Origin of the sequence: Arthrobacter sp. AOP36-A1-22 (genome assembly GCF_052377615.1) — a bacterium.
Classification (GTDB): domain Bacteria; phylum Actinomycetota; class Actinomycetes; order Actinomycetales; family Micrococcaceae; genus Arthrobacter_H.
On sequence record NZ_JBQSWX010000002.1, the window covers coordinates 15,036 to 38,134 of the forward strand.

Consider the following 23,099-nt stretch of genomic DNA (forward strand, 5'->3'; position numbering starts at 1 on the left):
CATCCAGCGTTCGAGGAACGAATCTGTACGCTGACCTTGATTTTCCGTAGTACAAATAATATTATCCACTATACGGAAATGTTTTTTATGGCAGGTACTGCAAAAGCAGACCGACCATCAGTTCTAGTAGGAGGAATTCATGGCGAATCCCAGCCCCGGATATTCAATGACCCTGAGGGTCGAGGCACCGGCCAGCTTCACGGCCACGAGCGATCTTGCCGCAGCCGTCAGTGCTGCAGGCGGTGCGATCACGGCGCTGGATGTCACTGAATCAACCCACAGCATCATGGTGATCGACGTCAGCTGCAACACCACGGACGCCGAGCACGGCGAACGCATCCGCGAGGCACTGGACGACCTCGAGAACGTCACGGTCCGCAACGTCAGCGACCGCACGTTCCTGATGCACCTGGGCGGCAAGCTCGAAGTGGTTCCCAAGGTGGCCCTGCGCAACCGCGATGACCTCTCCCGTGCCTACACCCCCGGCGTCGCCCGCGTCTGCCAGGCCATCGCCGACGACCGCTCCAAGGCACGCAACCTGACGATCAAGCGCAACACCATCGCCGTGGTCACCGACGGCTCCGCGGTGTTGGGGCTGGGCAACATCGGCCCCGAGGCGTCCCTGCCGGTCATGGAGGGCAAGGCGGCCCTCTTCAAGCAGTTCGCCGACGTCGATGCCTGGCCGGTTTGCCTGGATACCCAGGACACGGATGAAATCGTCAGCATCGTCAAGGCCCTTGCCCCGGTCTACGGGGGCGTGAACCTCGAGGACATCGCCGCACCGCGCTGTTTCGAGATCGAGGCCCGCCTGCGGGAGGAACTGGACATCCCGGTCTTCCACGATGACCAGCACGGGACGGCCATCGTCACCCTGGCGGCCCTGCAGAATGCGCTGCGTGTGGTGGACAAGAAGATCGAGGACGTGCGCATCGTCGTCTCGGGTGTCGGCGCTGCGGGCAACGCCATCGTCCAGCTGCTGCTGGCCCGTGGGGCGAAGAACGTCATTGCCTGTGGCCGCAATGGTGCCATCGACCGCAACACCGAACACAGCGATTCCCACCGCGCCTGGTTGGCGGAGAACACCAACCCGGAGAACTTCAGCGGCACCCTCCACGAGGCCATGGTCGGCACCGATGTCTTCATCGGTGTCTCCGCCCCCAATATCCTCGAGGAGAAGCACATCGAGTCCATGAACGACGGCGCGATCGTCTTTGCCATGGCCAACCCCGACCCCGAGGTCGACCCGGTCGTTGCTGGCCGCCACGCAGCAGTGGTGGCCACCGGCCGCAGTGACTACCCGAACCAAATCAACAACGTGCTGGCGTTCCCGGGCTTCTTCCGTGGCCTGCTCGACGCCCACGCGGTTGATATCATCCCGGAAATGCTGGTTGCCGCAGCCGACGCGATCGCCGCGCGGGTGGACGACAACGAGCTGAACTCCGGATTCATCATTCCCAGCGTGTTCGACCCGCACGTCGCCGGAGACGTGGCCGACGCCGTAGTCGCCGCAGCACGCGGCAGCAAGTAGGAGGATCATCATGAGCATTTCACTAACGCACGTTCCCGACGTAGACGGAGCCCAGGACGTCCTGAGCGACGAGGCCCTGGCCTTCGTGGAGAAGCTGCAGCGTCGTTTCGCGGCGACCCGCGACGAGCTGTTGACCGCACGTCAGACGGCCCAGCAGGCCGCCTCCGAGAAGGGGACCATCGATTTCCTTCCCGAGACCGCAGAGGTGCGCGCCGGAGACTGGAAGGTCGCCGAAGCCCCCGAGAAGCTGCGCGACCGCCGTGTGGAGATCACCGGACCGGCCTCACCGGCCAAGATGGCCATCAATGCGCTGAACTCCGGCGCCAAGGTCTGGCTGGCCGACCTCGAAGACGCGTCGACCCCCACCTGGCACAACGTCGTCGACGCACTGGTCAACCTGGGCGAGGCGGCTCGTGGAACCTTGTCGTTCCGTTCGCCCGAAGGCAAGGAATACAACCTGCGGACCGATGCCGAGCTGGCCACCGTGGTGGTGCGCCCGCGCGGCTGGCACCTTCCCGAAGCCAACGTGCTCGTCGATGGCGCCCCCACCGTCGGTGCGCTGGTTGATTTCGGCCTGCACTTCTTCCACAACGCGAAGGAGCTGGCCGCCAAGGGCGACGGGCCCTTCTACTACCTGCCCAAGATGGAATCCCACCTCGAGGCACGGCTGTGGAACGACGTCTTCACCTTCGCCGAGGCAGAACTGGGCATCGAGCACGGGACCGTCCGGGCCACCGTGCTGATCGAGACGATCCCCTCCGCCTTCGAGATGGACGAGATCCTCTACGAACTGCGCGACCACGCGTCGGGCCTGAACGCCGGACGCTGGGACTACCTGTTCAGCATCATCAAGTACTTCCGCTCCTCCGGCGATAAGTTCATCATGCCGGACCGCGCCGATGTGGCGATGACGGCCCCGATGATGCGTGCCTACACCGACCTGTTGGTGCAGACTTGCCATAAGCGTGGTGCCTTCGCCATGGGCGGCATGGCCGCCTTCATCCCGAACCGCCGCGAACCGGAAACCACCGAGGCCGCCTTCAAGAAGGTCAGGGCCGACAAGACCCGTGAAGCCGGTGACGGCTTCGACGGTTCATGGGTGGCGCACCCGGATCTGGTGTCGATCTGCTCCGAGGTCTTCGGATCCGTGTTGGGCGATCGCCCGAACCAGCTGGACAAGCAGCGTCCCGAGGTCTCCGTCGGCGCCGAGGACCTCCTGGATGTCGCTTCTGCTCCGGGCCAGGTCACCGAGCAGGGGGTCCACGCGAACCTGTATGTCGCGGTCGCCTACACCGCCGTCTGGCTTTCGGGCAATGGTGCGGTGGCGATCCACAACCTGATGGAGGACGCCGCCACGGCGGAGATCTCCCGCTCGCAGGTGTGGCAGCAGATCCGCAACGGCGTCGTGGCCGACGACACCGGAAACACCATCACCGCCGAACTCGTCAAGGCCGCCCTGGCCGAGGAGATCGAGCGGCTGCGCACCGAAGTCGACGACAAGGAAACCTTCGAGAAGTACTACGTTCCGGCGGGCGAGCTCATCGGTCGTCTGGTTTCCGGGCGCGATGAGGACTTTGAAGACTTCCTCACGCTGCCGGCCTACCGCCTCCTGTCCACCGAGTTGGTGAACCGATGAGCGTAAGCCCGGTCCTGGACGAGACCATCCTCAAGACGGTCGAAACCCGGCTCGCGGCCACCGACAAGCTCCTGGAGCGTTCCTACCCGGGGGATAGCGGAGTCCGTCAGCCGGTGCATACCGCCTACGTCCCCGCCGATAAGTTCACGGCCGACACGCCGGCCCAGTGGGGCCGGCAGGCCCTGGCGGCCGCCCGCGAGTTCGGTGGGTTGGCCGTGCTGGCCCGCTCCGTGGGCCTCGACGCCGAAGGTGGCGCCGACGTCACCGCCGGGTCGCGCGCCGATCTGCTGGCCGAGCTCGTGGCCCAGAAGCTGGACAACGAGCCGATTGAAGACCTGCGCATCGACTTCGAAGACGGGTTGGGGGACCGGCCCGACGAGGAAGAGGACGCCCACGCCATCCGGGCCGCCCAGGAAGTGAACCGGGCCGTTGCCGCGGGCATCGCCCCGCCGTTCATCGGGATCCGCTTCAAATGCTTCGAGCTGCCCACCCGGCAGCGTGCCCTTCGCACCCTCGACCTGTTCATTGGCTCGCTGATGGACACCGGGGGACTGCCCGACGGGCTGGTCCTGACGCTGCCCAAGGTGACCACGGTGGCCCAGGTCGAGGCGATGGTCTTCGTATGCGAGAAGCTGGAGGCCGCCCACGGGCTGCCGGCACGGCGGCTGCGCTTCGAGGTCCAGATGGAAACCCCGCAGCTGATCCTCTCGGCCGAAGGCACGGTGCCGTCGGCCCAGCTGATCCACGCAGGACGGGGAAGGGTTTCGTCGCTGCACTACGGAACCTACGACTACTCGGCGTCGCTGGGGATCGCCGCGGAGTACCAGTCGATGGAGCACCCCGCTGCGGATCACGCCAAGAACGTGCTCCAGGTCGCGGTCGCCGGAACGGGGGTCCATCTCTCCGATGGGTCCACGAACATCCTGCCCATCGGCGAGCCGGACCATGTCAGCAAGGCGTTTGCCTTGCACGCCCGGCTGGTGCGCCGGCATCTGGAGCGGGGGATCTACCAGGGGTGGGACCTCCACCCGGCCCAACTGGCCACCCGCTACCTCGCGACCTACGCCTTCTACCGCGACGGTTTCGACGCAGCGGCCAACCGGTTGCGCAACTACGTGCACCAGGTCGAATCCTCGATCATGGACGAGCCGGCCACCGCGCGGGCCCTGGCCATGTTCATCTACCGCGGTCTGACCTGCGGTGCGTTGACGGCCAGCGAAGTCGAGAACGGCGTCGAAATCACCCAGGCACAACTCGGGGCCCTGGCTCTGGGTCGTCCCGCGATCAACGCAAAGGAAACCCATGTCTAAAACCAGCACCGCTCCGGTGGAGGCCCCCTACTACACGGCCCAGGGTGGTCATCCGCCCCAGACGGATCTGTTGACCGACCGCGCCGTGGTCACCGAGGCCTATACGGTCATCCCGCGCGGGGTCCTGCGCGATATCGTGACCTCGGTTCTTCCGGAGTGGACGGGAACCCGTTCCTGGGTCCTGAACCGTCCGGTGTCCGGTGGGGCGACCACGTTCTCCCAGACCATCGTCGAGGTGTCCCCCGGCGGCGGCTCGCAGAACCCCGAGCCGCAGCCCGAGGTGGAGGGATTCCTCTTCGTCATGCAGGGATCGCTGCGGTTGGTGATCGACGGAACGACCCACCAGCTCAGCGAAGGTGCTTTTGCCTTCATCCCCGCCGGGACCGCTTACAGCGTGAACAACGACGGCACGGAGGCTGCCAGCTTCCACTGGTTCCGCAAGCGCTACCAGCCGCTCGAGGGGCATACGGCCCGTCCGGTCGTCGGCAACGAGCGCGATCTGGAGCCCAAGGCCATGCCGGGTACCGACAATAAATGGCGCACCACCCGCATGCTCGACCCCGAGGACCTCGCGTTCGACATGCACGTGAACATCGTGACCTTCGAGCCCGGCGCCTCGATCCCGTTCGCGGAGACCCACACCATGGAGCACGGCCTCTACGTCCTGGAAGGCAAGGCCGTCTACCGGCTTAACGCCGACTGGGTCGAGGTGCAGGAAGGCGATTACATGTCGCTGCGCGCCTTCTGCCCGCAGGCTTGCTACGCCGGTGGGCCGGCGAACTTCCGCTACCTGCTCTACAAGGACGTCAATCGCCAGATTGCATTGTAGCGACCAATGAACAAACCGGCCGTCGGGGCTTCGTCCCGGTGGCCGGTTTTTTCGTGGGCCACCGACCGTGGTTGGGCTGCGGGCCACTGGCCCGCGGCCCCACCACCGCGGAGGCCCACACCCATTTCAGCCGAGGCCCTGATCAGAGGCCGAATCCAGCCCTCCCACGCCCCCTGAAGGTGCCGGGGGCAGCGTCCGGTGCTCCCGGACGGCCGGTCCGCGCGCCGACCGGCCGTGACCCCGAAGTCTTGACAGGTGATGCGGGACTCACCTAATGTTTTCAGTAGGCAGAAGTAAACTTCCACAATCTGGAAATGACCGTTCCGAAAGGAATCCACATGGCTTACACCGTCAACTGCTCCATCCTGCTGACCGAGCTCCCCTTGCTGGAGCGCCCGGCGGCAGCGAAGAAGGCCGGTTTCGACAACGTCGAGTTCTGGTGGCCCTTCGCCGAGGCCGTTCCGGCCGACGCCGAGGTGGAAAAGTTCGTCAGCTCGCTCGCCGACGCCGGCGTCCAGCTGACCGGACTGAACTTCCTGGCCGGCGAAATGCCCGCCGGAGACCGCGGGATTGTTTCCTGGATCGGCCGCGAGAAGGAATTCGCCGACAACATCGACGTCGTCGCCGCCATCGGACAGGCCACGGGCTGCCGCGGCTTCAACGCCCTCTACGGCAACCGCCAGGACGGCCAGTCGGCCGCCGAGCAGGACGAGCTGGCCCTGGCCAACCTCGTGGCCGCCGCGCGCGGGGTCGCCAAGATCGACGGCACCGTCCTGCTGGAGCCGGTCTCCGGCACCGAGGCCTACCCGCTGAAGACCGCCGCCGACGCTCTGGGCGTCATCGCGAAGACCCAGGAAGCCGGCGTGGACAACGTCAAGCTGCTGGCCGACTTCTACCACATGGCAGTCAACGGCGATGATGTCGCGGACGTCGTGAACAAGCACGCCGCCGACTTCGGCCACATCCAGATCGCCGACGACCCGGGACGCGGGGCTCCCGGAACCGGGAACCTGCCGCTGGGCGAGTGGATCGAGAGCAGCCGGGCCAAGGGCTACACAGGACCGATCGGCCTGGAATACAAGGCCTCCTCCGATGTCGCCTTCGACTGGTTGATTCGCCAGGGCGCCTAGGCCCCGACCGGTACGCACCACCAAAACTTCAAGGAGAACAACATGAGCGAAAACAAGAACGTTGCCTTCATCGGCCTGGGGATCATGGGCCTGCCCATGGCCAAGAACCTGGTCAAGGCCGGGTTCCAGGTGACCGGCTTCAACCGCAGCCCCGAAAAGGCCAAGGATCTGGCGTCGGCCGGCGGAACCGCCGCAGCCAGCGTCGCCGAAGCTGTCGCCGATGCCGACGTCGTGATCACCATGGTTCCGGACTCCCCGGACGTGGAAGCAGTTGTCCACGGTGAAGACGGGGTCTTCGCCAACGCCAAGAAGGGCGCACTGTGGATCGACAACTCGACCATCCGCCCCGATGTCGCCGTGGTCCTGGCCGATGACGCCCGCGCCGCCGGCCTGCGCCCCCTCGACGGACCGGTCTCCGGTGGCGAGGCAGGAGCCGTCGACGGCGTGCTGTCCATCATGGTCGGTGGCGAGAAGGCCGACTTCGACGATGCCGCGGCCGTGCTCGATGCCATCGGCAAGACGATCGTCCATGTCGGTCCCTCCGGATCCGGCCAGACGGTCAAGGCCGCCAACCAGCTGATCGTGGCCTCCAACATCCAGGCACTCTCCGAGGCCGTGGTCTTCCTGGAGGCCTACGGCGTCGACACCCAGGCCGCGCTATCGGTCCTCGGTGGCGGCCTGGCCGGCTCCAAGGTCCTGGACCAGAAGGGCCAGAAGATCCTGGACCGCAACTTCGACCCGGGCTTCCGCCTGGCCCTGCACCACAAGGACATGGGCATCGTCACCTCCGCAGCCCGCGAAGCCGGCGTCGTCCTCCCGCAGGGGGCCCTCGTGGCCCAGCTCGTGGCCTCCACCGTCGCCAGCGGCGACGGCTCGCTGGACCACTCGGGTCTGTTCCGTGGTGTCGAGCGCCTGTCGGGTAGCTCCGACTCCAAGTAAGTGGCCCGGGGTCCGGCACCGGGCCCCGCGCTTCCTCCGCCAGCTAGGCGGCGTCCGCCGCACGTCGCTCACCGGCCGGCTTCCGCCCCGCACGGGGCGGTCCCCACAGCCCGGCCGCCGGTACCTATGTTCGGTTCGTACCGGCGGCCGCCCAAACTTCACTATTTCCGGCCCCCCTCCGGGGCCCTCCACCAAGGAGAACACCATGACCAAGATGCGCACCGTGGACGCGATCGTCCTCATCCTCGAGAAGGAGAACGCCACCGAGGCCTTCGGCCTTCCCGGGGCGGCCATCAACCCGCTGTACTCGGCCATCAAGGCCCACGGCGGCATCCGCCACACCCTGGCCCGCCACGTCGAGGGCGCCTCGCATATGGCCGACGGCTACTCCCGCGCTGCCGCCGGGAACATCGGGCTCTGCCTGGGTACCTCAGGGCCCGCCGGCACCGACATGATCACCGGCCTGTATGCCGCCCAGGCCGACTCCATCCCGATGCTCTGCATCACGGGTCAGGCCCCGGTTGCCAAGCTGCACAAGGAGGACTTCCAGGCAGTGGACATCGAGTCCATCGCCAAGCCGCTGTGCAAGATGGCCTCCACCGTCCTGGAGCCGGGACTGGTTCCCGGGACCTTCCAAAAGGCCTTCCAGCTCATGCGCTCCAGCCGTCCCGGCCCGGTGCTGATCGACCTGCCGATCGACGTCCAGATGGCGCAGATCGAATTCGACATCGATGCCTACGAGCCCCTCGGCGTCGAGAAGCCCAAGGCCAGCCGCAAGCAGGCAGGCAAGATCCTGGACATGCTCTTCGCCTCGGAGCACCCGGTGATCATCGCCGGCGGCGGCATCATCAACGCCGATGCCTCCGACGACCTGGTCCGCCTCGCCGAACTGCTCAACGTCCCGGTCCAGCCCACGCTGATGGGCTGGGGTGCCATCCCCGATGACCACCGCCTGATGGCCGGCATGGTGGGCCTGCAGACCCACCACCGCTACGGCAACGTGAACTACCTGGACTCGGACTTCGTCCTCGGTGTCGGGAACCGCTGGGCCAACCGCCACACCGGTGGCCTGGACACCTACACCGCCGGACGCAAGTTCGTGCACGTGGACATCGAGCCCACGCAGATCGGCCGCGTGTTCTCCCCCGACCTCGGCGTCGTCTCCGACGCCGGTGAGGCCCTGCGGGTTCTCATCGAGGTGGCCACCGAGCGTCGCGACGCCGGCACCCTGCCCGACTACTCCGAGTGGGCGCAGACCACCGCGGACCGCAAGGGCGAGGGCCACCGCAAGACCAACTTCGACAACGTCCCGGTCAAGCCGCAGCGTGTCTACCAGGAGATGAACTCGGCCTTCGGTCCGGAAACCACCTACGTTTCCACCATCGGCCTGAGCCAGATCCAGGGGGCACAGATGCTGCACGTCTTCGGCCCGCGCCGCTGGATCAACGCCGGACAGGCAGGCCCGCTGGGCTGGACCGGACCGGCAGCACTCGGCGTCGTCCGCGGCAAGCCCGGCAAGCCGGTCGTCGCCCTCTCGGGTGACTACGACTTCCAGTTCATGATCGAGGAGCTGGCCGTCGGCGCGCAGTTCAAGCTGCCGTACATCCACGTGGTCGTGAACAACTCCTACCTGGGACTGATCCGTCAGTCGCAGCGTGGATTCGAGATGGATTACCACGTGTCCCTGGCGTTCGATAACATCAACTCCCCCGAGACCGAGGGCTACGGCGTGGACCACATCAAGGTGGCCGAGGGGCTGGGCTGCAAGGCCGTCCGGGTCAAGGACCCGAAGGACCTGGCCAAGGGCTTCGCCGAGGCCAAGAGCCTCATGGAGGAGCACTCGGTGCCGGTCGTGGTCGAGGTCATCCTCGAGCGCGTCACGAACATCTCCATGGGTACCGAGCTGAACAACGTCACCGAATTCGAGGATCTGGCCGAGACCGTGGCCGATGCCCCGACGGCGCTCGTTCCGCTGAAGCCGGCCCGTGAGGCGGCAACGGCCGGCGCGTAGCCACCGGAAACGGTCAACGGCGGGCGGAACCGGGAGCCATGCTCCACGGGGTCCGTCCGCCGTTCCGCGTCCATCCACCGGCAGGGCCCAGGTCCTGGCCGGTTCCCGCCCCGCGGAGGCGAGGGCGGATAATCGTCAGGGAAGAAGTCGGGACATCCAGGGCCCGACAGCCAGGATTCGAGGAGGAATCGGCATATGAGCAACCAGAGCAGCACTGCTCCGGCAGGAAAGAACCAGGAATTCGACCTGGTGGTCCGCGGCGAGCGGATCCTCACCGGTGAGGGCATCGGCGCCCACGAGGTCGGCATCCGTGATGGACGGATCGCAGCGATTGAAGGCCCGGGCCAGGGCCTGGTGGGACGCGAGACCATCGAACTCGGTGCCGGGGAAGTGATGATCCCCGGCCTCGTGGACTCCCACGTCCACGTCAACGAGCCGGGGCGCACCGAGTGGGAGGGCTTCGACTCCGCCACCCGTGCCGCCGCCGCCGGTGGGGTGACCACCATCATCGACATGCCGCTGAACTCGATCCCCCCGACGGTGGATGTCGGGGCCCTGGAGCTCAAGCGCGAGGTCGCCGGGCGCAAGGCGTACATCGACGTCGGCTTCTGGGGCGGTGCCGTCCCGGGCAACCGCGAGGAACTACGCAAACTGCACGACGAGGGCGTGTACGGCTTCAAGTGCTTCCTGTTGCATTCGGGGGTGGATGAATTCCCCGCCCTGGAGCCGGAGGAGATGGAGGCCGACATGGCCGAGCTCGCCTCCTTCGACTCGCTGATGATCGTGCACGCCGAAGACGCGCACACCATCGAGGAAGCGCCGCAGATCGGTGGCCGGGAGTACTCCAACTTCCTGGCCTCACGCCCGCGGGTGGCCGAGAACCTGGCCATCCAGCGGGTCATCGACGCGGCACGGCGGACCGGGGGCCGGGCACATATCCTGCACCTGTCCTCCTCCGATTCGCTGCCGGTGATCGCCGCGGCGAAGGCCGAAGGCGTGCGGCTGACCGTCGAGACCTGCCCGCACTACCTGACCCTGCTCGCCGAGGAGATCCCCGATGGGGCCACGGCATTCAAGTGCTGCCCGCCGATCCGTGAGGATGCCAACCGCGAGCTGCTCTGGCAGGGACTCATCGACGGGACCATCGACTTCATCGTCTCCGACCACTCGCCGTCCACGGTGGAGCTGAAGTATCCCGAAGGCGGGGACTTCGGCACCGCCTGGGGCGGGGTGGCTTCCTTGCAGCTGGGTCTGTCGCTGATCTGGACCGAAGCCCGGAAACGCGGCATCGCCCTGGATCAGGTGCTGGCCTGGATGTCCTCGGGGCCGGCGAAGCTGGCCGGTCTGGAGCGCAAGGGTCAGTTGGCGCCAGGCTCCGATGCCGACTTCGCCATCTTCTCCCCGGAAGAGGACTTCGTCGTGGACGTCGCCAAGCTCCAGCACCGCAACCCCGTGTCCGCCTACGCCGGCAAGACCCTGGACGGCGTCGTCGCCGGCACCTGGCTGCGCGGGGAGAAGGTCGATTTCACGACCCCCCACGGACAATTGTTGCGCCGCGGCGAATCCTAGGCTCCACGACACCGCCCGGTGACCGGCGCGGTGCCGGTAGGCTCCCGGGCCAACGAGCTCCTACCTCGCAGCCCGGGTGTTCATCCCGGACGGGATGGTCGATCCATCCGGGGTGGGCATGACGGTGCCCCCTCCACCACTCTTCCCGGTGGAGGGGGCACCGTGTTTTAACGCCGCGGACGGTTCAGCTCAACGGAGGAAGATACGGGCGGGCCCCGAAGGGCGGGGGAGGGCCGGCGCGGTGGGCCGCGGAAATGAAATGGTCCAGTTCGGTGGCCTGCTGTCCGCGCAGGAAGATCCCGAGCATGCTCAGCAGCCCCTCGAAGACCTCGTCCCGATGGGCGGAGGAGTCCAGTAGTCGTTTGGCCGCAGGCTGATTGCCCTCGCGGATGGCCTGGAACAGGGTGATCGCCTCGAGCCATATGCCGTCCCGGTGCATGCGGCACCTCCTTTCATGTCGTGGGGCCAGCCTAATGTTGGGTCTATCGAACTTTCAAGTACGGTTCTTCGTAGGCCAGGGTGGGAGTCGCAGGCACCACGGGTGCGTCCCGACGCCCGCCCGGCCTGCCCACCGTCCCGAAAGGAACCCCATTTCCATGACCAGGAACATCTCCGTCATCGTCGGCAGCCTGCGCCGTGCCTCCTATGCGCGCAAGATCGCACTGAACGCCATCGACCTCTTCCCCGCTGGCTACCAGGCCCGCATCGTCGAGATCCGCGACCTGCCGCTCTATGATTTCGACTACGACACCCCCGAGGTCGCCGATAAACCCCTGCCCGGGGAATACACCGGCTTCCGCGAAACGATCAAGGCCTCCGACGGCGTCCTGTTCGTCACCCCGGAGAACAACCGCACCATCCCGGCCTGCCTCAAGAACGCGGTGGACATCGGCTCCAAGCCCAATGCCGACGTCGCATGGAAGAACCTCCCGGCGGGGATCATCAGCCACTCGGTGGGCCGCATGGGCGGGTACAGCTCACAGAAGAACCTGCGGCTGGCGCTGTCCTATTTCGACATGCCCACCCCGGGCCAGCCCGAGGTGTTCCTGTCCCGGTCCCCGGGGCTGATCGACGAGGAGGGCGGAATCAGCCAGGAGTCCACGGTCGGGTTCCTGCAGGACTACATCAGCCGCTTTGCCGAGTTGGTGGCCACACGGCCGCGCCCCAGGCCCTAGCCTCGATCTTTCATCGGGCTGTGCTGGTTGCGGGCCAGGACTTACCTTCTGCCTAGCGGTACTGATTCTGGCATGAGGGTGTGACGGATTGCCCGATAGCCTCGGATCGGGCCGGAATCTCCACTGGTTCCGCTGTATGTGCTTCTTGCTTCGTCGGGATGGTCCGGGGGCTGGTCAGCCAGGTGCCGGGAGGCTCCGAAGTCGCTCCAGGGCTTTGAGGATCAATGGTGTTTCCGGAGCCGTTGCCGCAAGGTGCAGGATCTTGCGCCTGCCGGTGGTGATGATTTTGCCGGCCGTTTCGAAGATCCGCGTTCGCAGGCGCTTGGGTTCGTACCGCCGTGCCTCGGTCCCGGTCAGGGCAAGCATCTGCGTCCATGCGGTGAGCTCGAGGGCGAGCATCACCAGGTGGACCCAGATCTCATTGCCGGCAAAGGCCTTCAACGGGAGGTTCTCCAATCCGGTGTCCTTGCCATTGCGGATCCGGTCCTCGCAGCGGGCCCGCAAACGGTGTGCGACTTCCAACCGGGCCAGATCGTCCCCGGCCTGATTCGTCGCGAACGCGGTGTAGCGCATCCCGTCGATGTCGGTAATGCGCAGTTGCGCCCCGACGTGGGGTTCCTCCTTGCGCACGATCACCCGCATCCCGGCCGGCCACGAGGACAAGTACAGGTCGCCGGTCAGCTCGGTTACCCAGGCCCCTTCGCGTTCGATCCCGTCGCTGTTCAGGGCCTTCACTCAGGAGTTGTTGTCGATGCTTCCCAGGGCTTTTTCCATGGCCGGGAAGAATCCGAAGCCCACGGAATAGGCCAGGTCCCGCACCGGGTCGGTGAGCCAATCCAGGAATCCGTGGGTGCCACCGGCGGTATCGGTGCGCACCAGTATCGCCCGGCCCGTACGGTGTCCGGGTGGGAGCTGGGCCAGGGAGGCGTCGGTCACGGTGATGTGGTCCGCCACCGTGTTTGACCCGGCGTTGCCCGGGCGCAGCAGCATCGCCAACGGCTCCCCGGTGCCCTTCGCGCCGTGGTCGGCGAACGAGGCCAAAGGGTGGAACCCGAAGCCGCGCTTGTAGGTCGGGGCCGCTTGTTCCTTGTTCTCGCTGTGGGAGGTCACCAGGGTTGCGTCCAGGTCCACGACCAGCGGGTTTTCATCGCTGGCGGCGTGGACCGGTGAATCGTGCCCGGCAGCGTCCCAGGCCCGGGCACGTGTCTGGGCGCGGGCGGTGTTGATCGCCTCCAGCACTGCCGGGGCGTCGTCGGCGAGGGCCTTGAGTAGGCGGGAAACGGTGGGATCGGAGGCGACGGGGCCGAACACCCAGGGCTGGGTGCGCAGCCGGTCGACGTCGGAGAACGCGTCCCCGCCCATTGCCAGGGACAGGACCTCATCGAGCAGGATCTTGCCCGGGTCGTGGATGGCGTAGGGCTTGCGCCACGGTTTCATGGCGGTGCTCAACGCTGCTGGCAGGGCAACGGCCTTCGCGGTCTCGGCCAGCAATACGGCGCCTGCTTGGGACACGATCCCGGTCCCTGCGTCGTCGACGTCGAGGTCCGGGTAGAAACGGGTAGACTTCTTCACCGTAAGGGTGCTCCTTTTCCTGTCGAAAGCAGTTGTGTCGTAACTACTATTTTCGCAGGTCAGGAGCACCTTTACGGGCTTAAACACGCCTCCGGGGCGACGACCTCATGAAATGCCGAGGCTAGAGACCCGGACGTCGAACGGTCCGGTCGGCGCCACCACGCACAATGCCCATGGGGACCGAAGTCCCCATGGGCATTCTGCGTGGGCGGTGCCTGCGCCGTCGTGCGGCGCCGCGGTCGCGGGTCCTAGACCCCGAGCTGCTCGCGCAGGCGGGAGACGTGGCCCTCCGCGGCGACGTTGTACTCGGCGGACTTCACGGTCCCGTCGGGGTTGACGACGATCGTGGAGCGCAGGGTCCCGGTGACGGTCTTTCCGCCGAGGTCCTTGTCCCCGTAGGCGCCGTAGGCCTTGGCGGTCCGGTGGTCCGGGTCCGACAGCAGCGGGAACGTCAGTGACTGGTCATCGGCGAAGGCCTGCAGGTCGTCCTCCCCGTCGGAGGAGATGCCCAGGACGTCGTAGCCGGCGCCGGCCAGCGAGCTCAGGTTGTCCCGGAAATCGCAGGCCTCGGTGGTGCAGCCCGGGGTTGCGGCCTTGGGGTAGAAGTAGACCACGACCGAACGGCCGGTGTAGTTGGACAGGCTGATGGTGGCGCCGTCGGCGTCGGTGAGGGTGAAGTCCGGTGCGCGATCGCCGGCCTGAAGCTGGGTGGGGGCCTCTGACATGTGATTCTCCTTAGATTTTCGCATGGTGGTATTCCATTACCATTATAAGGGTGTTTGGGTGTCGCGATAGGGCCCGGGGGGCAAATCCTTCGGCGGAGGGATTGAAAGGCCCGACGCGCCGAGTACAGTTGCCAGTGCCCCGAACGGCCACAGCCGCCCGGGCCATCACCCGCCGACGCGACCCAGCCCCCGGTGTGGTTAGTCCAGAAAGTCACCCCTGCATGCTCCTGCGCCTGATCCTCAAGCACGCGAAACCCTATCGACCGTGGATCATCGCGGTGCTGGTCTTCCAGCTCGGAACGACCATGGCCACGTTGTTCCTGCCGAGCCTGAACGCGCGGATCATCGACGAGGGAGTGACGCAGGGCGATACCGATTTCATCTGGCGCACCGGCGCGATGATGCTGATGGTGGCCTTCATCCAGGTCCTCACCGCGATCGCCGCCGTCTACTTCGGGGCGAAGACCTCGATGGCCGTGGGCCGGGACATCCGCCGTGGCGTCTTCCACTCGGTCGCCGGGTTCTCGGCCCGGGAGGTCAACGAATTCGGCGCCCCGACCCTGATCACCCGCGGCACCAACGACGTCCAGCAGGTCCAGATGCTGGTGCTGATGGGCCTGAACTTCATGGTTTCCGCCCCGATCATGTGCGTGGGCGGGATCATCATGGCCCTGCGTGAGGATGCCGGGCTGTCCTGGCTGGTATGGGTGTCGGTCCCGCTGCTGGTGGTGATCGTCGGCTTCCTCATCCGGTTGCTGATGCCGCTGTTCCGCCTGATGCAGGAACGCATCGACTCCATCAACGGGGTGCTGCGCGAGCAGATCATCGGCATCCGCGTGGTGCGGGCCTTCGTGCGGGAACCCTACGAGACCGAGCGTTTCCGGGCCGCCAACGAACGCCTGACCGAGGTGGGGGTCCGGGTCGGACAACTGTTCGTGCTGATGTTCCCGTTGATCGGGATGATCCTGCACCTGGCCACCGCCGCGGTGCTGTGGTTCGGTGGACACCGCGTGGCCGACGGGAACATGGAGGTCGGCTCGTTGACCGCCTTCCTGCAGTACCTGCTGCAGATCCTCATGGCCGTGATGATGGGTACGTTCATGGCCATGATGATCCCGCGCGCCGCCGTCTGCGCGGAACGGATCGACGAGGTCCTGCAGGCCGAACCCTCGCTCCGCGACCCCGAGGTCACCACGGTGGACGCCCCGGCGCATGGCACCGTGGAATTCCGCCGGGTCTCCTTCGGCTATCCCGGCGCCGAGGAACCGGTGCTCAAGGATCTCCAGTTCACCGCCGAACCCGGTCGGATGACCGCGATCATCGGATCCACCGGGTCCGGTAAATCCACGCTCCTGAACCTCATCCCGCGCCTGTACGACGCCGATGCCGGGCAGGTGCTCATCGACGGGACCCCCGTGTCGGCGTTGACCCGCGAACAACTCTCCGAACGGGTGGCCGCCGTCCCGCAACGGCCCTACCTCTTTTCCGGAACCGTCGCCTCCAACCTGCGCTACGGCAACCGGGAGGCGACGGATCCCGAACTCTGGGAGGCCCTGCGGATCGCCCAGGCCCGGGATTTCGTCTCCGGGAAGGAGGGTGGACTGGAGTCGGGAATCGCCCAGGGCGGGACGAACGTCTCCGGCGGACAACGCCAGCGCCTGTGCATCGCCCGCGCCCTGGCCGCCAGGCCCAAGGTCTACCTCTTCGACGATTCGTTCTCGGCACTGGACGTCACCACCGACTCCCGGCTGCGGGCGGCGTTGAAGGAGACCACCGGTGAGGCCACGGTGATCGTCGTCGCCCAACGCGTGTCCACGATCATCGACGCCGACCAGATCCTGGTGCTGGACGACGGCGAAATCGTCGGGCGCGGCACCCATGAGGAACTGTTGGAAAGCTCGGCGACCTACCTGGAGATCGTCGAATCCCAGATCAGTGCGGAGGAGGTGTCCTAGATGGCCGAGAAGAAACCGGCCGCACAGGTCGAGGATCTCGAGGATTTCGCCGTATCCGCCGATGACGGATTCGGGGACCAGCGGCCGGTGCGCAAGGCCAAGGCGTTCTGGCCCGCGACCAAACGCCTCATGGGGCTCATGGCCCCCGAAAAGGCCGGCATCGCCGTCGTACTCTTATTTGTCGCCGTCGGCGTGGTGCTGACCGTCATCGCCCCCAAGATCCTGGGCAGGGCCATGGACGTCATCTTCTCGGGCGTCATCGGTTCACAAATGGCTCCGGGCACCTCGAAGGCGGAGGCCGTTTCCGGGCTGCGGGCCCAAGGCAAGACCAATCTGGCCGACATGCTCGAGCGGATGGACCTGGTTCCCGGGACAGGCATCGACTTCCACCAGCTCGGCGTCATCATCTCCTTCGTGTTGATGATGTACTTCGTGGCGAACGTCTTCATGTGGGCCCAGGGCTACCTGCTGAATAAACTGGTCATGCGCGTGGTCTACCGGCTGCGCAAGGACGTGGAGGACAAGCTCAACAAACTGCCGCTGAACTACTTCGACACCCGTCAGCGCGGGGACCTGCTCTCGCGGGTCACCAACGACGTGGACAACATCCAGACCGCCCTGCAGCAGGCCTTCTCGCAGCTGCTCGAATCGATCCTGACCGTGGTGGGCATCGTGATCATGATGTTCATCGTCTCCTGGCAGCTGGCACTGATCGCCTTGGTCGCCCTGCCGCTTTCGGCGGTGGCCGCGGCGCTGATCGGGACCAGGGCCCAGGGCCTGTTCGCCGAGCAGTGGAAGTCCACCGGGACGCTGAACGGGCAGATCGAGGAGTCCTTCTCCGGCCACGACCTCATGAAGGTCTTCGGCCGCGAGGAGGAATCGGTGGCCCGCTTCGACGAGCGCAACGAGGAATTGTTCAAGGCCTCCTTCGGCGCCCAATTCGTCTCGGGCACCATCTTCCCGGTCATGCAGTTCATCTCCTACCTGGCCTACGTGGGCATCGCCGTCGTCGGCGGCCTGCGGGTGGCCTCGGGGCAGATGAGCCTGGGCGATGCCACCGCATTCATCCAGTACTCCCGCGAATTCACCCAGCCGCTGGGACAGATCGCCGGAATGGCCAACCAGGTCCAGTCGGGGGTCGCCTCCGCCGAACGGACCTTCGAGCTGCTGGACGCCCAGGAGCAGGAGGCGGAAACCCCCACCGCCCGGCTGGCGGCCCGCACCGAAGGCCACGTCCAGTTCACCGACGTCACCTTCTCCTACGATCCGGCCAGGCCGCTGATCGAGGACCTGTCCTTCGAGGCGCATCCGGGCCATACGGTGGCGATCGTCGGCCCCACGGGGGCCGGGAAGACCACGCTGGTGAACCTGGTGATGCGTTTCTACGAGCTCGACGGCGGGGCCATCACCCTGGACGGGATCGACATCACGGCACTGTCCCGGGCCGAACTGCGCTCCAAGGTCGGCATGGTGCTCCAGGACGCCTGGTTGTTCAACGGGACGATCATCGAGAACATCAGGTACGGTCGGCTCGATGCCACCGACGAGGAAGTCCACGAGGCCGCCACCGCCACCTACGTCGACCGCTTCGTGAAGGCGCTGCCCGAGGGCTACGACACCATCATCGACGACGAGGGCACCAACGTCTCCGCCGGTGAGAAGCAGCTGATCACCATCGCCCGGGCCTTCCTGGCCAACCCGTCGCTGCTCATCCTGGACGAGGCGACGTCCTCGGTGGATACCCGCACCGAAGTGCTGGTCCAACATGCCATGGCCGCGCTGCGCACCGACCGGACCAGCTTCGTGATCGCCCACCGGCTGTCGACCATCCGCGACGCCGACACCATCCTGGTGATGGAAGCGGGCAGGATCGTCGAACAAGGCAGCCACGAGGTGCTGTTGGCGGCCCGCGGGGCCTACTACCGGCTGTACATGTCCCAGTTCGCCGGACCTGCCGAGGACCCAGATATCGACCCCGACGCCGGGGACGGGGCCGGAGCCGTGCCGGTTTCGGACCTCTGAGCGGGCCCCGGTAGTCTCGGCCCATGAACCGGATGCCCGCTGAACCCCGACCGCCCAGGATTCCCTCCTTCAACGCCCCGGGGAACCGTCCGCCGGGGGACCTGACGGGCTTGGACCTGGACGGACGCAGCGACGGCCTGCTGTTCGACTCCGACGACGCCGACGGGCAGGACCTCGAAGACACCGTCTTCACCGAGTGCACCTTCCGGCGGGTCTCGCTCATGGGGGCGGAACTGAACCGGGCGAGTTTCGGGAACTGCGAGTTCACCGATCTGGGGGCCGCCTCGTTGCGGGCCCCGGACAGCGGCTGGTGGAACACCAGCCTGGCCCGCACCCGCATCGGTTCCGCCGAACTGCATGGGGCCGGCCTGCGTTCGGTGCTCTTCGACGGCGGCAAACTCGATCTGGTGAACCTGCGCGGGGCGAAGCTCAAGGACGTGCTCTTACGCTCGAAGATCATCGACGAGCTCGATCTCGGGGCGGTCCAGGCCGAGAGGGTGGCGTTCCAGGATTGCCGGATCGGCATGTTGTCCCTGCATGGGGCGAAGCTCAAGGATGTGGACCTGCGCGGGGCCGCGCTGGCGGGACTGTCCGGGGTCGGCGGTTTGCGGGGTGCGACCGTCGGCGAACTGCAGCTGCAGGACCTGGCCCCGCTCCTCGCCGCCGAGGCGGGTTTGCGGGTGCTGTAAACGTGCTGACCGGCCGTCCAGAATGTGAGCAACTATGATTACTAGACATAGCGAACGCTCATAAGCGATCATAGGGGGAGATCAATGCCGAATCCCGCCAGGCGGAACCACCCCAGGAGAGTATCGATGACCACGAACGCATCACTTGGCCAGCACATGGACGAGGAGCTGCGCAGCCAGCCCGACGTCTGGCAGCGCGCCGTCACCCAGGCCGGTTCCGAGAACCTGCTGCCCGCCTCCGGGGCCCGCGTCGCCGTCGTCGGCTGCGGCACCTCCTGGTTCATGGCGGAGTCCTACGCCGCGGCCCGGGAGACCGCCGGCCACGGCGTGACCGACGCCTTCGCCGCCTCCGAGGCCCGCATCGCCGGCCGCGGCTACGACGCGGTCGTGGCCATCACCCGTTCGGGCACCACCTCCGAGGTCCTGACGCTGCTCAAGGAACTCGAACCGGGCATCACCACGATCGCCCTGGTCGGGGACACCTCCTCGCCGATCGTGGAAATGGTCGACCGGGTCGTGGAACTGCCCTACGCCGACGAGCAGTCGGTGGTGCAGACGCGCTTCGCCACCACCGCGCTGGCCTATCTGTTGAGCAGTGTCGGCATGGACCTGGGCGAGGCCATCGAACAGGCCCGCACCGCCGTCGACCAGGAAACCGGCACCGATCTGCTCGAGGCCGAGCAGTTCACCTTCCTCGGACAGGGATGGAGCGTCGGGCTCGCCCATGAGGCCGCCCTGAAGATGCGTGAAGCAGTCCAGGGCTGGACCGAGGCCTACCCGGCCATGGACTACCGCCACGGACCCATCGCCATCGCCGCCCCCGGCCGGGTCACCTGGTCCTTCGGGCCGGCTCCCGAGGGACTGGCCGCGGACGTGGAACGCACCGGGGCCCTCTATGTCGAATCCTCGCGCCACCCGTTGGCCGAGCTGGCCCGCCTGCACCGCGTCACCCTGGACCGGGCCCGCCACCGCGGCCTGGACCCGGACGCCCCGCGCAACCTCTCGCGTTCGGTGATCCTCGAGGAGCAGGCCTAGGGTCCGCCCCGGTCTGGCGCACCACACCCATGGAACCGGCTTACCTGCTCTTCGACATCGGCGGCACCGACATCAAGGCCGCCCTGGCGACCCCCGACGGCACCCTGCATACGGTCCTGAGGTCCCCGACCCCGCAGGCCGGGGACCCGGAGGCCGCCGCGGTCCTGGCCGAGCTCGACGTGCTGCGCGGCCGGTTGCTGGCCGGATCCCCGTCGCTGACCCCGGTGGCCGCCGGGGTCGTGGTGTGCGGAACCGTCGATGAGCAGGCCGGCACCGGGGTCTTCTCCTCGAACCTGGGATGGCGCAACGTGCCCTTCCGTCGGCTGTGCACCGAACGCTTCGGGATCCCCACCGGATTCGGCCACGACGTCGGAACCGCCGGGGAGGCCGAACTAGCCCTGGGCGCCGGCCGGGTGTTGGGTCGGCAGGCGGCCAACACGGCCGTCCTGGTCATCGGCACCGGCATCGCCGGGGCGCTCTTCGTCGACGGCCGCCGGCTCGAAGCCGGAGGTTTTGCCGGGGAGATCGGCCACGCCGCCGTCCCGGGGGGCCTGGACTGCCCCTGCGGCGCCCACGGCTGCCTCGAAACCGTGGGATCCGCCGCCGCCATTGCCCGGAACTACACGCGGGCCACCGGAACGGAAGTCGATGGTGCCCGCGAAGTCCTCGAACGCCGGCGTACCGGGGACACCGACGCGGCGCACTGCTGGGACGCGGCCGTCGAGGCCCTGTCCTTCTCCATCGCCCAGCTCTGTGCCTCCGTGGGCCCCGAGGCCGTCATCGTCGGCGGCGGGCTCGCCCAGGCCGGGGACGACCTGCTGGTTCCGTTGCGCGCCGCCGTGGACGCCCGGCTGTCCTTCCACCGCACACCACGGATCATCACCGCCGAACTGGGCCAGGACGCCGGATTGCGTGGGGCGTATCTGCGGGCCGAGGCCGCCCGGTCGGCCGCAACCAAGGAGACCCCGTGATCCTGACCATCACCCCCAATCCGGCCCTGGACGAAACCTACGATGTCGATCATCTCGCCGTGGGTGGGACCAACCGGGTCCCCGCCCCGGGCGTCCGCGCCGGAGGCAAGGGGCTGAATGTCGCCCGCATCCTGCACCGCCAGGGCAGTTCCGTCCACGCCATCGCCACCCGAGGTGGCGGGGCCGGGGAGACCTTCGCCACCGAACTGGACGCCTCCGGCATCGGGAACACGCTGGTCCCCGTGGCCCCCGGCACCCGACGCAGCTTCGCCTTGGTCGACCGCGGGACCGGGATGACCACGATCTTCAACGAACACGGCGGAGGCCTCGAGGCCGCCGAATGGGACGCCGTCCAGCGTGCCGTCCTGGACTCGATCCCCGGGGCCGACGTCGTCGTGGGATCGGGCTCGCTCCCCGGTGGGGCCGCCGGGCCCGGGGAGGCCGAAGCCGATCAGGAGGCCGGATACGGCTCCGGTTTCTACCCCTGGCTGGTCCGGGCCGCCCGCGCCGGAGGGGTCCCCTGCCTCATCGACACCTCGGGGGCCGGACTGCTGGCCGCGGCCAGGGCCGGGGCCGATGTGCTCAAACCCAACCATCACGAACTCCTCGAGGCCACCGGGGAATCGGAGATCGCCCGGGGCGCCGGGCTCCTGCTGGAACTGGGGGCACGGCGCGTGGTCGTCAGCGCCGGTGAAGACGGGCTGAGCCTCTTCGAGGCCGCAACCCCCGGACGGTCGATATCGGCCCGGCTACCCGAACCCCTTCACGGCAACCCCACGGGGGCCGGCGACGCCTGCGTGGCCGCCCTGGCTTCCGGGGTGGCCGAGGGGCTCGATGCCGAGGCCCTGGTCCGCCGCGCGGCCGCCTGGTCCGCCTCGGCGGTACTCATGCCGGCCGCCGGGGAACTGCACCCCAGCCATCCGGAGCTGGCCCGCCGGCTCGTGGTCACCCGGCACTAGAAACCGCAGCCACCCAGAACCACCCCTTCAACCGAAAGCCGGACCCTCCATGGCCTTGAGCACCACCCGTGAACTGATGACCGCCGCCGCCGACGCCGGGCGGGGGCAGGGCGCCTTCAACGTGATCCACCTGGAAACGGCCGAGGCCCTCGTCGCCGGGGCCGAGGAAGCGGGTCTGCCGGTGATCCTGCAGATCTCCGAGAACTGCGTGGCCTACCACGGTGCCCTGGAGCCGATCGGCCTGGCCTGCCTGGCGATCGCCCGCGGCGCGTCCGTGCCGGTCTCCGTGCACCTGGATCATGCCGAAAGCGAGGAGCTGGCCCTCCAGGCCGTGGAGCTGGGCTTCGGCTCGGTCATGTACGACGGCGCCCATCTGGATTATGACGACAATGTTGCCGCCACGGCCCGGGTGGCCCGTTACGCGCATGACCGGGGGGTCTACATCGAGGCCGAGCTGGGCAAGGTCGGGGGCAAGGGCGGGGCCCACGCGCCGGGCGTGCGCACCGATCCGGCCGAGGCCGCCGCCTTCGTCGCGGCCACCGGGGTCGACGCCCTGGCGGTCGCCGTCGGATCCTCCCATGCCATGACCAGCAGATCCGCCGAACTGGATGTGGAGCTGATCTCCCGGCTGGCGGATGCCGTGGACGTTCCCCTGGTGCTGCACGGCTCCTCGGGGGTCTCCGACGAGAACATCGTGGCCGCCATCCGTGCAGGCATGCGCAAGATCAACGTCTCCACCCATCTCAACGGATTCTTCACCGCCGGGATCCGCGAGTACCTGGCAGCCGACGAGACCGTGGTCGACTCCCGCAAATACGTCGGAGCCGGTCGGGCCCGCATGGCGAAGGAAGCCGGCCGCATGCTCGGGCTGTTTGCCCTGCAGGACGACGGAAGCGCACCGGCCTAGCCCGTTCCCGCCGCTTCGAGGGGGTCGGAACGTCGTGCCAAAGCAGTTGACAAGGGGACTTGACGACGAGACCCCAGTCACATTACTGTCATAATCATGTTCTTTATTGATCGACTTAAGGTCGATTAGAGCATTTT

18 protein-coding genes and 1 pseudogene are annotated in these 23,099 nt (G+C 67.2%); 16 read left to right on the forward strand and 3 right to left on the reverse strand.

Going from position 1 to position 23,099, the window contains the following annotated elements:
- The first annotated feature begins 139 nt into the window (after positions 1 to 139).
- From ACT3S2_RS01370 to allB, 8 genes are all read left to right on the forward strand, one after another.
- Positions 140 to 1,528 (forward strand): NAD-dependent malic enzyme, encoded by a 1,389-nt coding sequence (locus ACT3S2_RS01370; RefSeq protein WP_444554819.1) that lies wholly within the window; start codon positions 140 to 142, stop codon positions 1,526 to 1,528.
- A 10-nt stretch (positions 1,529 to 1,538) separates the two neighbouring features.
- On the forward strand, positions 1,539 to 3,164 hold the full coding sequence (gene aceB, locus ACT3S2_RS01375; protein ID WP_444554818.1) for a malate synthase A: 1,626 nt from the start codon (positions 1,539 to 1,541) through the stop codon (positions 3,162 to 3,164).
- Positions 3,161 to 4,474, forward strand: a complete 1,314-nt coding sequence (locus ACT3S2_RS01380; protein ID WP_444554817.1) for a DUF6986 family protein — start codon at positions 3,161 to 3,163, stop codon at positions 4,472 to 4,474. The genes aceB and ACT3S2_RS01380 overlap by 4 nt, the downstream gene beginning before the upstream one ends.
- Positions 4,467 to 5,303, forward strand: a complete 837-nt coding sequence (locus ACT3S2_RS01385; RefSeq protein ID WP_444554816.1) for a bifunctional allantoicase/(S)-ureidoglycine aminohydrolase — start codon at positions 4,467 to 4,469, stop codon at positions 5,301 to 5,303. The genes ACT3S2_RS01380 and ACT3S2_RS01385 overlap by 8 nt, the downstream gene beginning before the upstream one ends.
- Positions 5,304 to 5,641: 338 nt before the next feature.
- The gene (locus ACT3S2_RS01390) at positions 5,642 to 6,433 is read left to right on the forward strand and encodes a hydroxypyruvate isomerase family protein (RefSeq protein WP_444554815.1); all 792 of its coding nucleotides are present in this window, start codon (positions 5,642 to 5,644) and stop codon (positions 6,431 to 6,433) included.
- A gap of 42 nt (positions 6,434 to 6,475) precedes the next feature.
- A complete protein-coding gene (locus ACT3S2_RS01395) occupies positions 6,476 to 7,372 on the forward strand; it encodes a 2-hydroxy-3-oxopropionate reductase (RefSeq protein ID WP_444554814.1) in 897 nt (298 codons plus the stop codon).
- A 205-nt stretch (positions 7,373 to 7,577) separates the two neighbouring features.
- Positions 7,578 to 9,383, forward strand: a complete 1,806-nt coding sequence (gene gcl / locus ACT3S2_RS01400; RefSeq protein WP_444554813.1) for a glyoxylate carboligase — start codon at positions 7,578 to 7,580, stop codon at positions 9,381 to 9,383.
- Positions 9,384 to 9,578: 195 nt separating this feature from the next.
- The gene (gene allB / locus ACT3S2_RS01405) at positions 9,579 to 10,952 is read left to right on the forward strand and encodes an allantoinase AllB (protein WP_444554812.1); all 1,374 of its coding nucleotides are present in this window, start codon (positions 9,579 to 9,581) and stop codon (positions 10,950 to 10,952) included.
- 184 nt (positions 10,953 to 11,136) lie between these two features.
- On the opposite strand, the gene ACT3S2_RS01410 is transcribed toward allB, so the two are convergent.
- Positions 11,137 to 11,391 (reverse strand): hypothetical protein, encoded by a 255-nt coding sequence (locus ACT3S2_RS01410; protein ID WP_444554811.1) that lies wholly within the window; start codon positions 11,389 to 11,391, stop codon positions 11,137 to 11,139.
- A 157-nt stretch (positions 11,392 to 11,548) separates the two neighbouring features.
- On the opposite strand from ACT3S2_RS01410, the gene ACT3S2_RS01415 reads away from it, so the two are divergent.
- A complete protein-coding gene (locus ACT3S2_RS01415; RefSeq protein WP_444554810.1) occupies positions 11,549 to 12,127 on the forward strand; it encodes an NADPH-dependent FMN reductase in 579 nt (192 codons plus the stop codon).
- Between the two features lie 174 nt (positions 12,128 to 12,301).
- Here the strand turns inward: ACT3S2_RS01415 and ACT3S2_RS01420 are convergent.
- Positions 12,302 to 13,699, reverse strand: a pseudogene (locus tag ACT3S2_RS01420) (IS1380 family transposase).
- 248 nt (positions 13,700 to 13,947) lie between these two features.
- Positions 13,948 to 14,424 carry a thioredoxin-dependent thiol peroxidase gene (gene bcp / locus ACT3S2_RS01425; protein WP_444561117.1) on the reverse strand — a complete coding sequence of 159 codons (477 nt, stop codon included), beginning with the start codon at positions 14,422 to 14,424 and terminating at the stop codon, positions 13,948 to 13,950.
- A gap of 221 nt (positions 14,425 to 14,645) precedes the next feature.
- Between bcp and ACT3S2_RS01430 the strand changes: the two genes are divergently transcribed.
- From ACT3S2_RS01430 to ACT3S2_RS01460, 7 genes are all read left to right on the forward strand, one after another.
- A complete protein-coding gene (locus ACT3S2_RS01430) occupies positions 14,646 to 16,379 on the forward strand; it encodes an ABC transporter ATP-binding protein (protein WP_444554809.1) in 1,734 nt (577 codons plus the stop codon).
- Positions 16,380 to 18,401 (forward strand): ABC transporter ATP-binding protein, encoded by a 2,022-nt coding sequence (locus tag ACT3S2_RS01435; protein ID WP_444561118.1) that lies wholly within the window; start codon positions 16,380 to 16,382, stop codon positions 18,399 to 18,401.
- Between the two features lie 23 nt (positions 18,402 to 18,424).
- Complete coding sequence (locus ACT3S2_RS01440) at positions 18,425 to 19,090, forward strand: pentapeptide repeat-containing protein (RefSeq protein ID WP_444561119.1); 666 nt, start codon at positions 18,425 to 18,427, stop codon at positions 19,088 to 19,090.
- Positions 19,091 to 19,216: 126 nt separating this feature from the next.
- The gene (locus tag ACT3S2_RS01445; RefSeq protein WP_444554806.1) at positions 19,217 to 20,125 is read left to right on the forward strand and encodes an SIS domain-containing protein; all 909 of its coding nucleotides are present in this window, start codon (positions 19,217 to 19,219) and stop codon (positions 20,123 to 20,125) included.
- Between the two features lie 29 nt (positions 20,126 to 20,154).
- A complete protein-coding gene (locus ACT3S2_RS01450) occupies positions 20,155 to 21,096 on the forward strand; it encodes an ROK family protein (protein WP_444554805.1) in 942 nt (313 codons plus the stop codon).
- Positions 21,093 to 22,055 (forward strand): 1-phosphofructokinase family hexose kinase, encoded by a 963-nt coding sequence (locus tag ACT3S2_RS01455; protein ID WP_444554804.1) that lies wholly within the window; start codon positions 21,093 to 21,095, stop codon positions 22,053 to 22,055. Before ACT3S2_RS01450 ends, ACT3S2_RS01455 begins: the two co-directional genes overlap by 4 nt.
- A 49-nt stretch (positions 22,056 to 22,104) precedes the next feature.
- Complete coding sequence (locus ACT3S2_RS01460) at positions 22,105 to 22,962, forward strand: class II fructose-bisphosphate aldolase (protein ID WP_444554803.1); 858 nt, start codon at positions 22,105 to 22,107, stop codon at positions 22,960 to 22,962.
- The last annotated feature ends 137 nt before the right edge of the window (positions 22,963 to 23,099 follow it).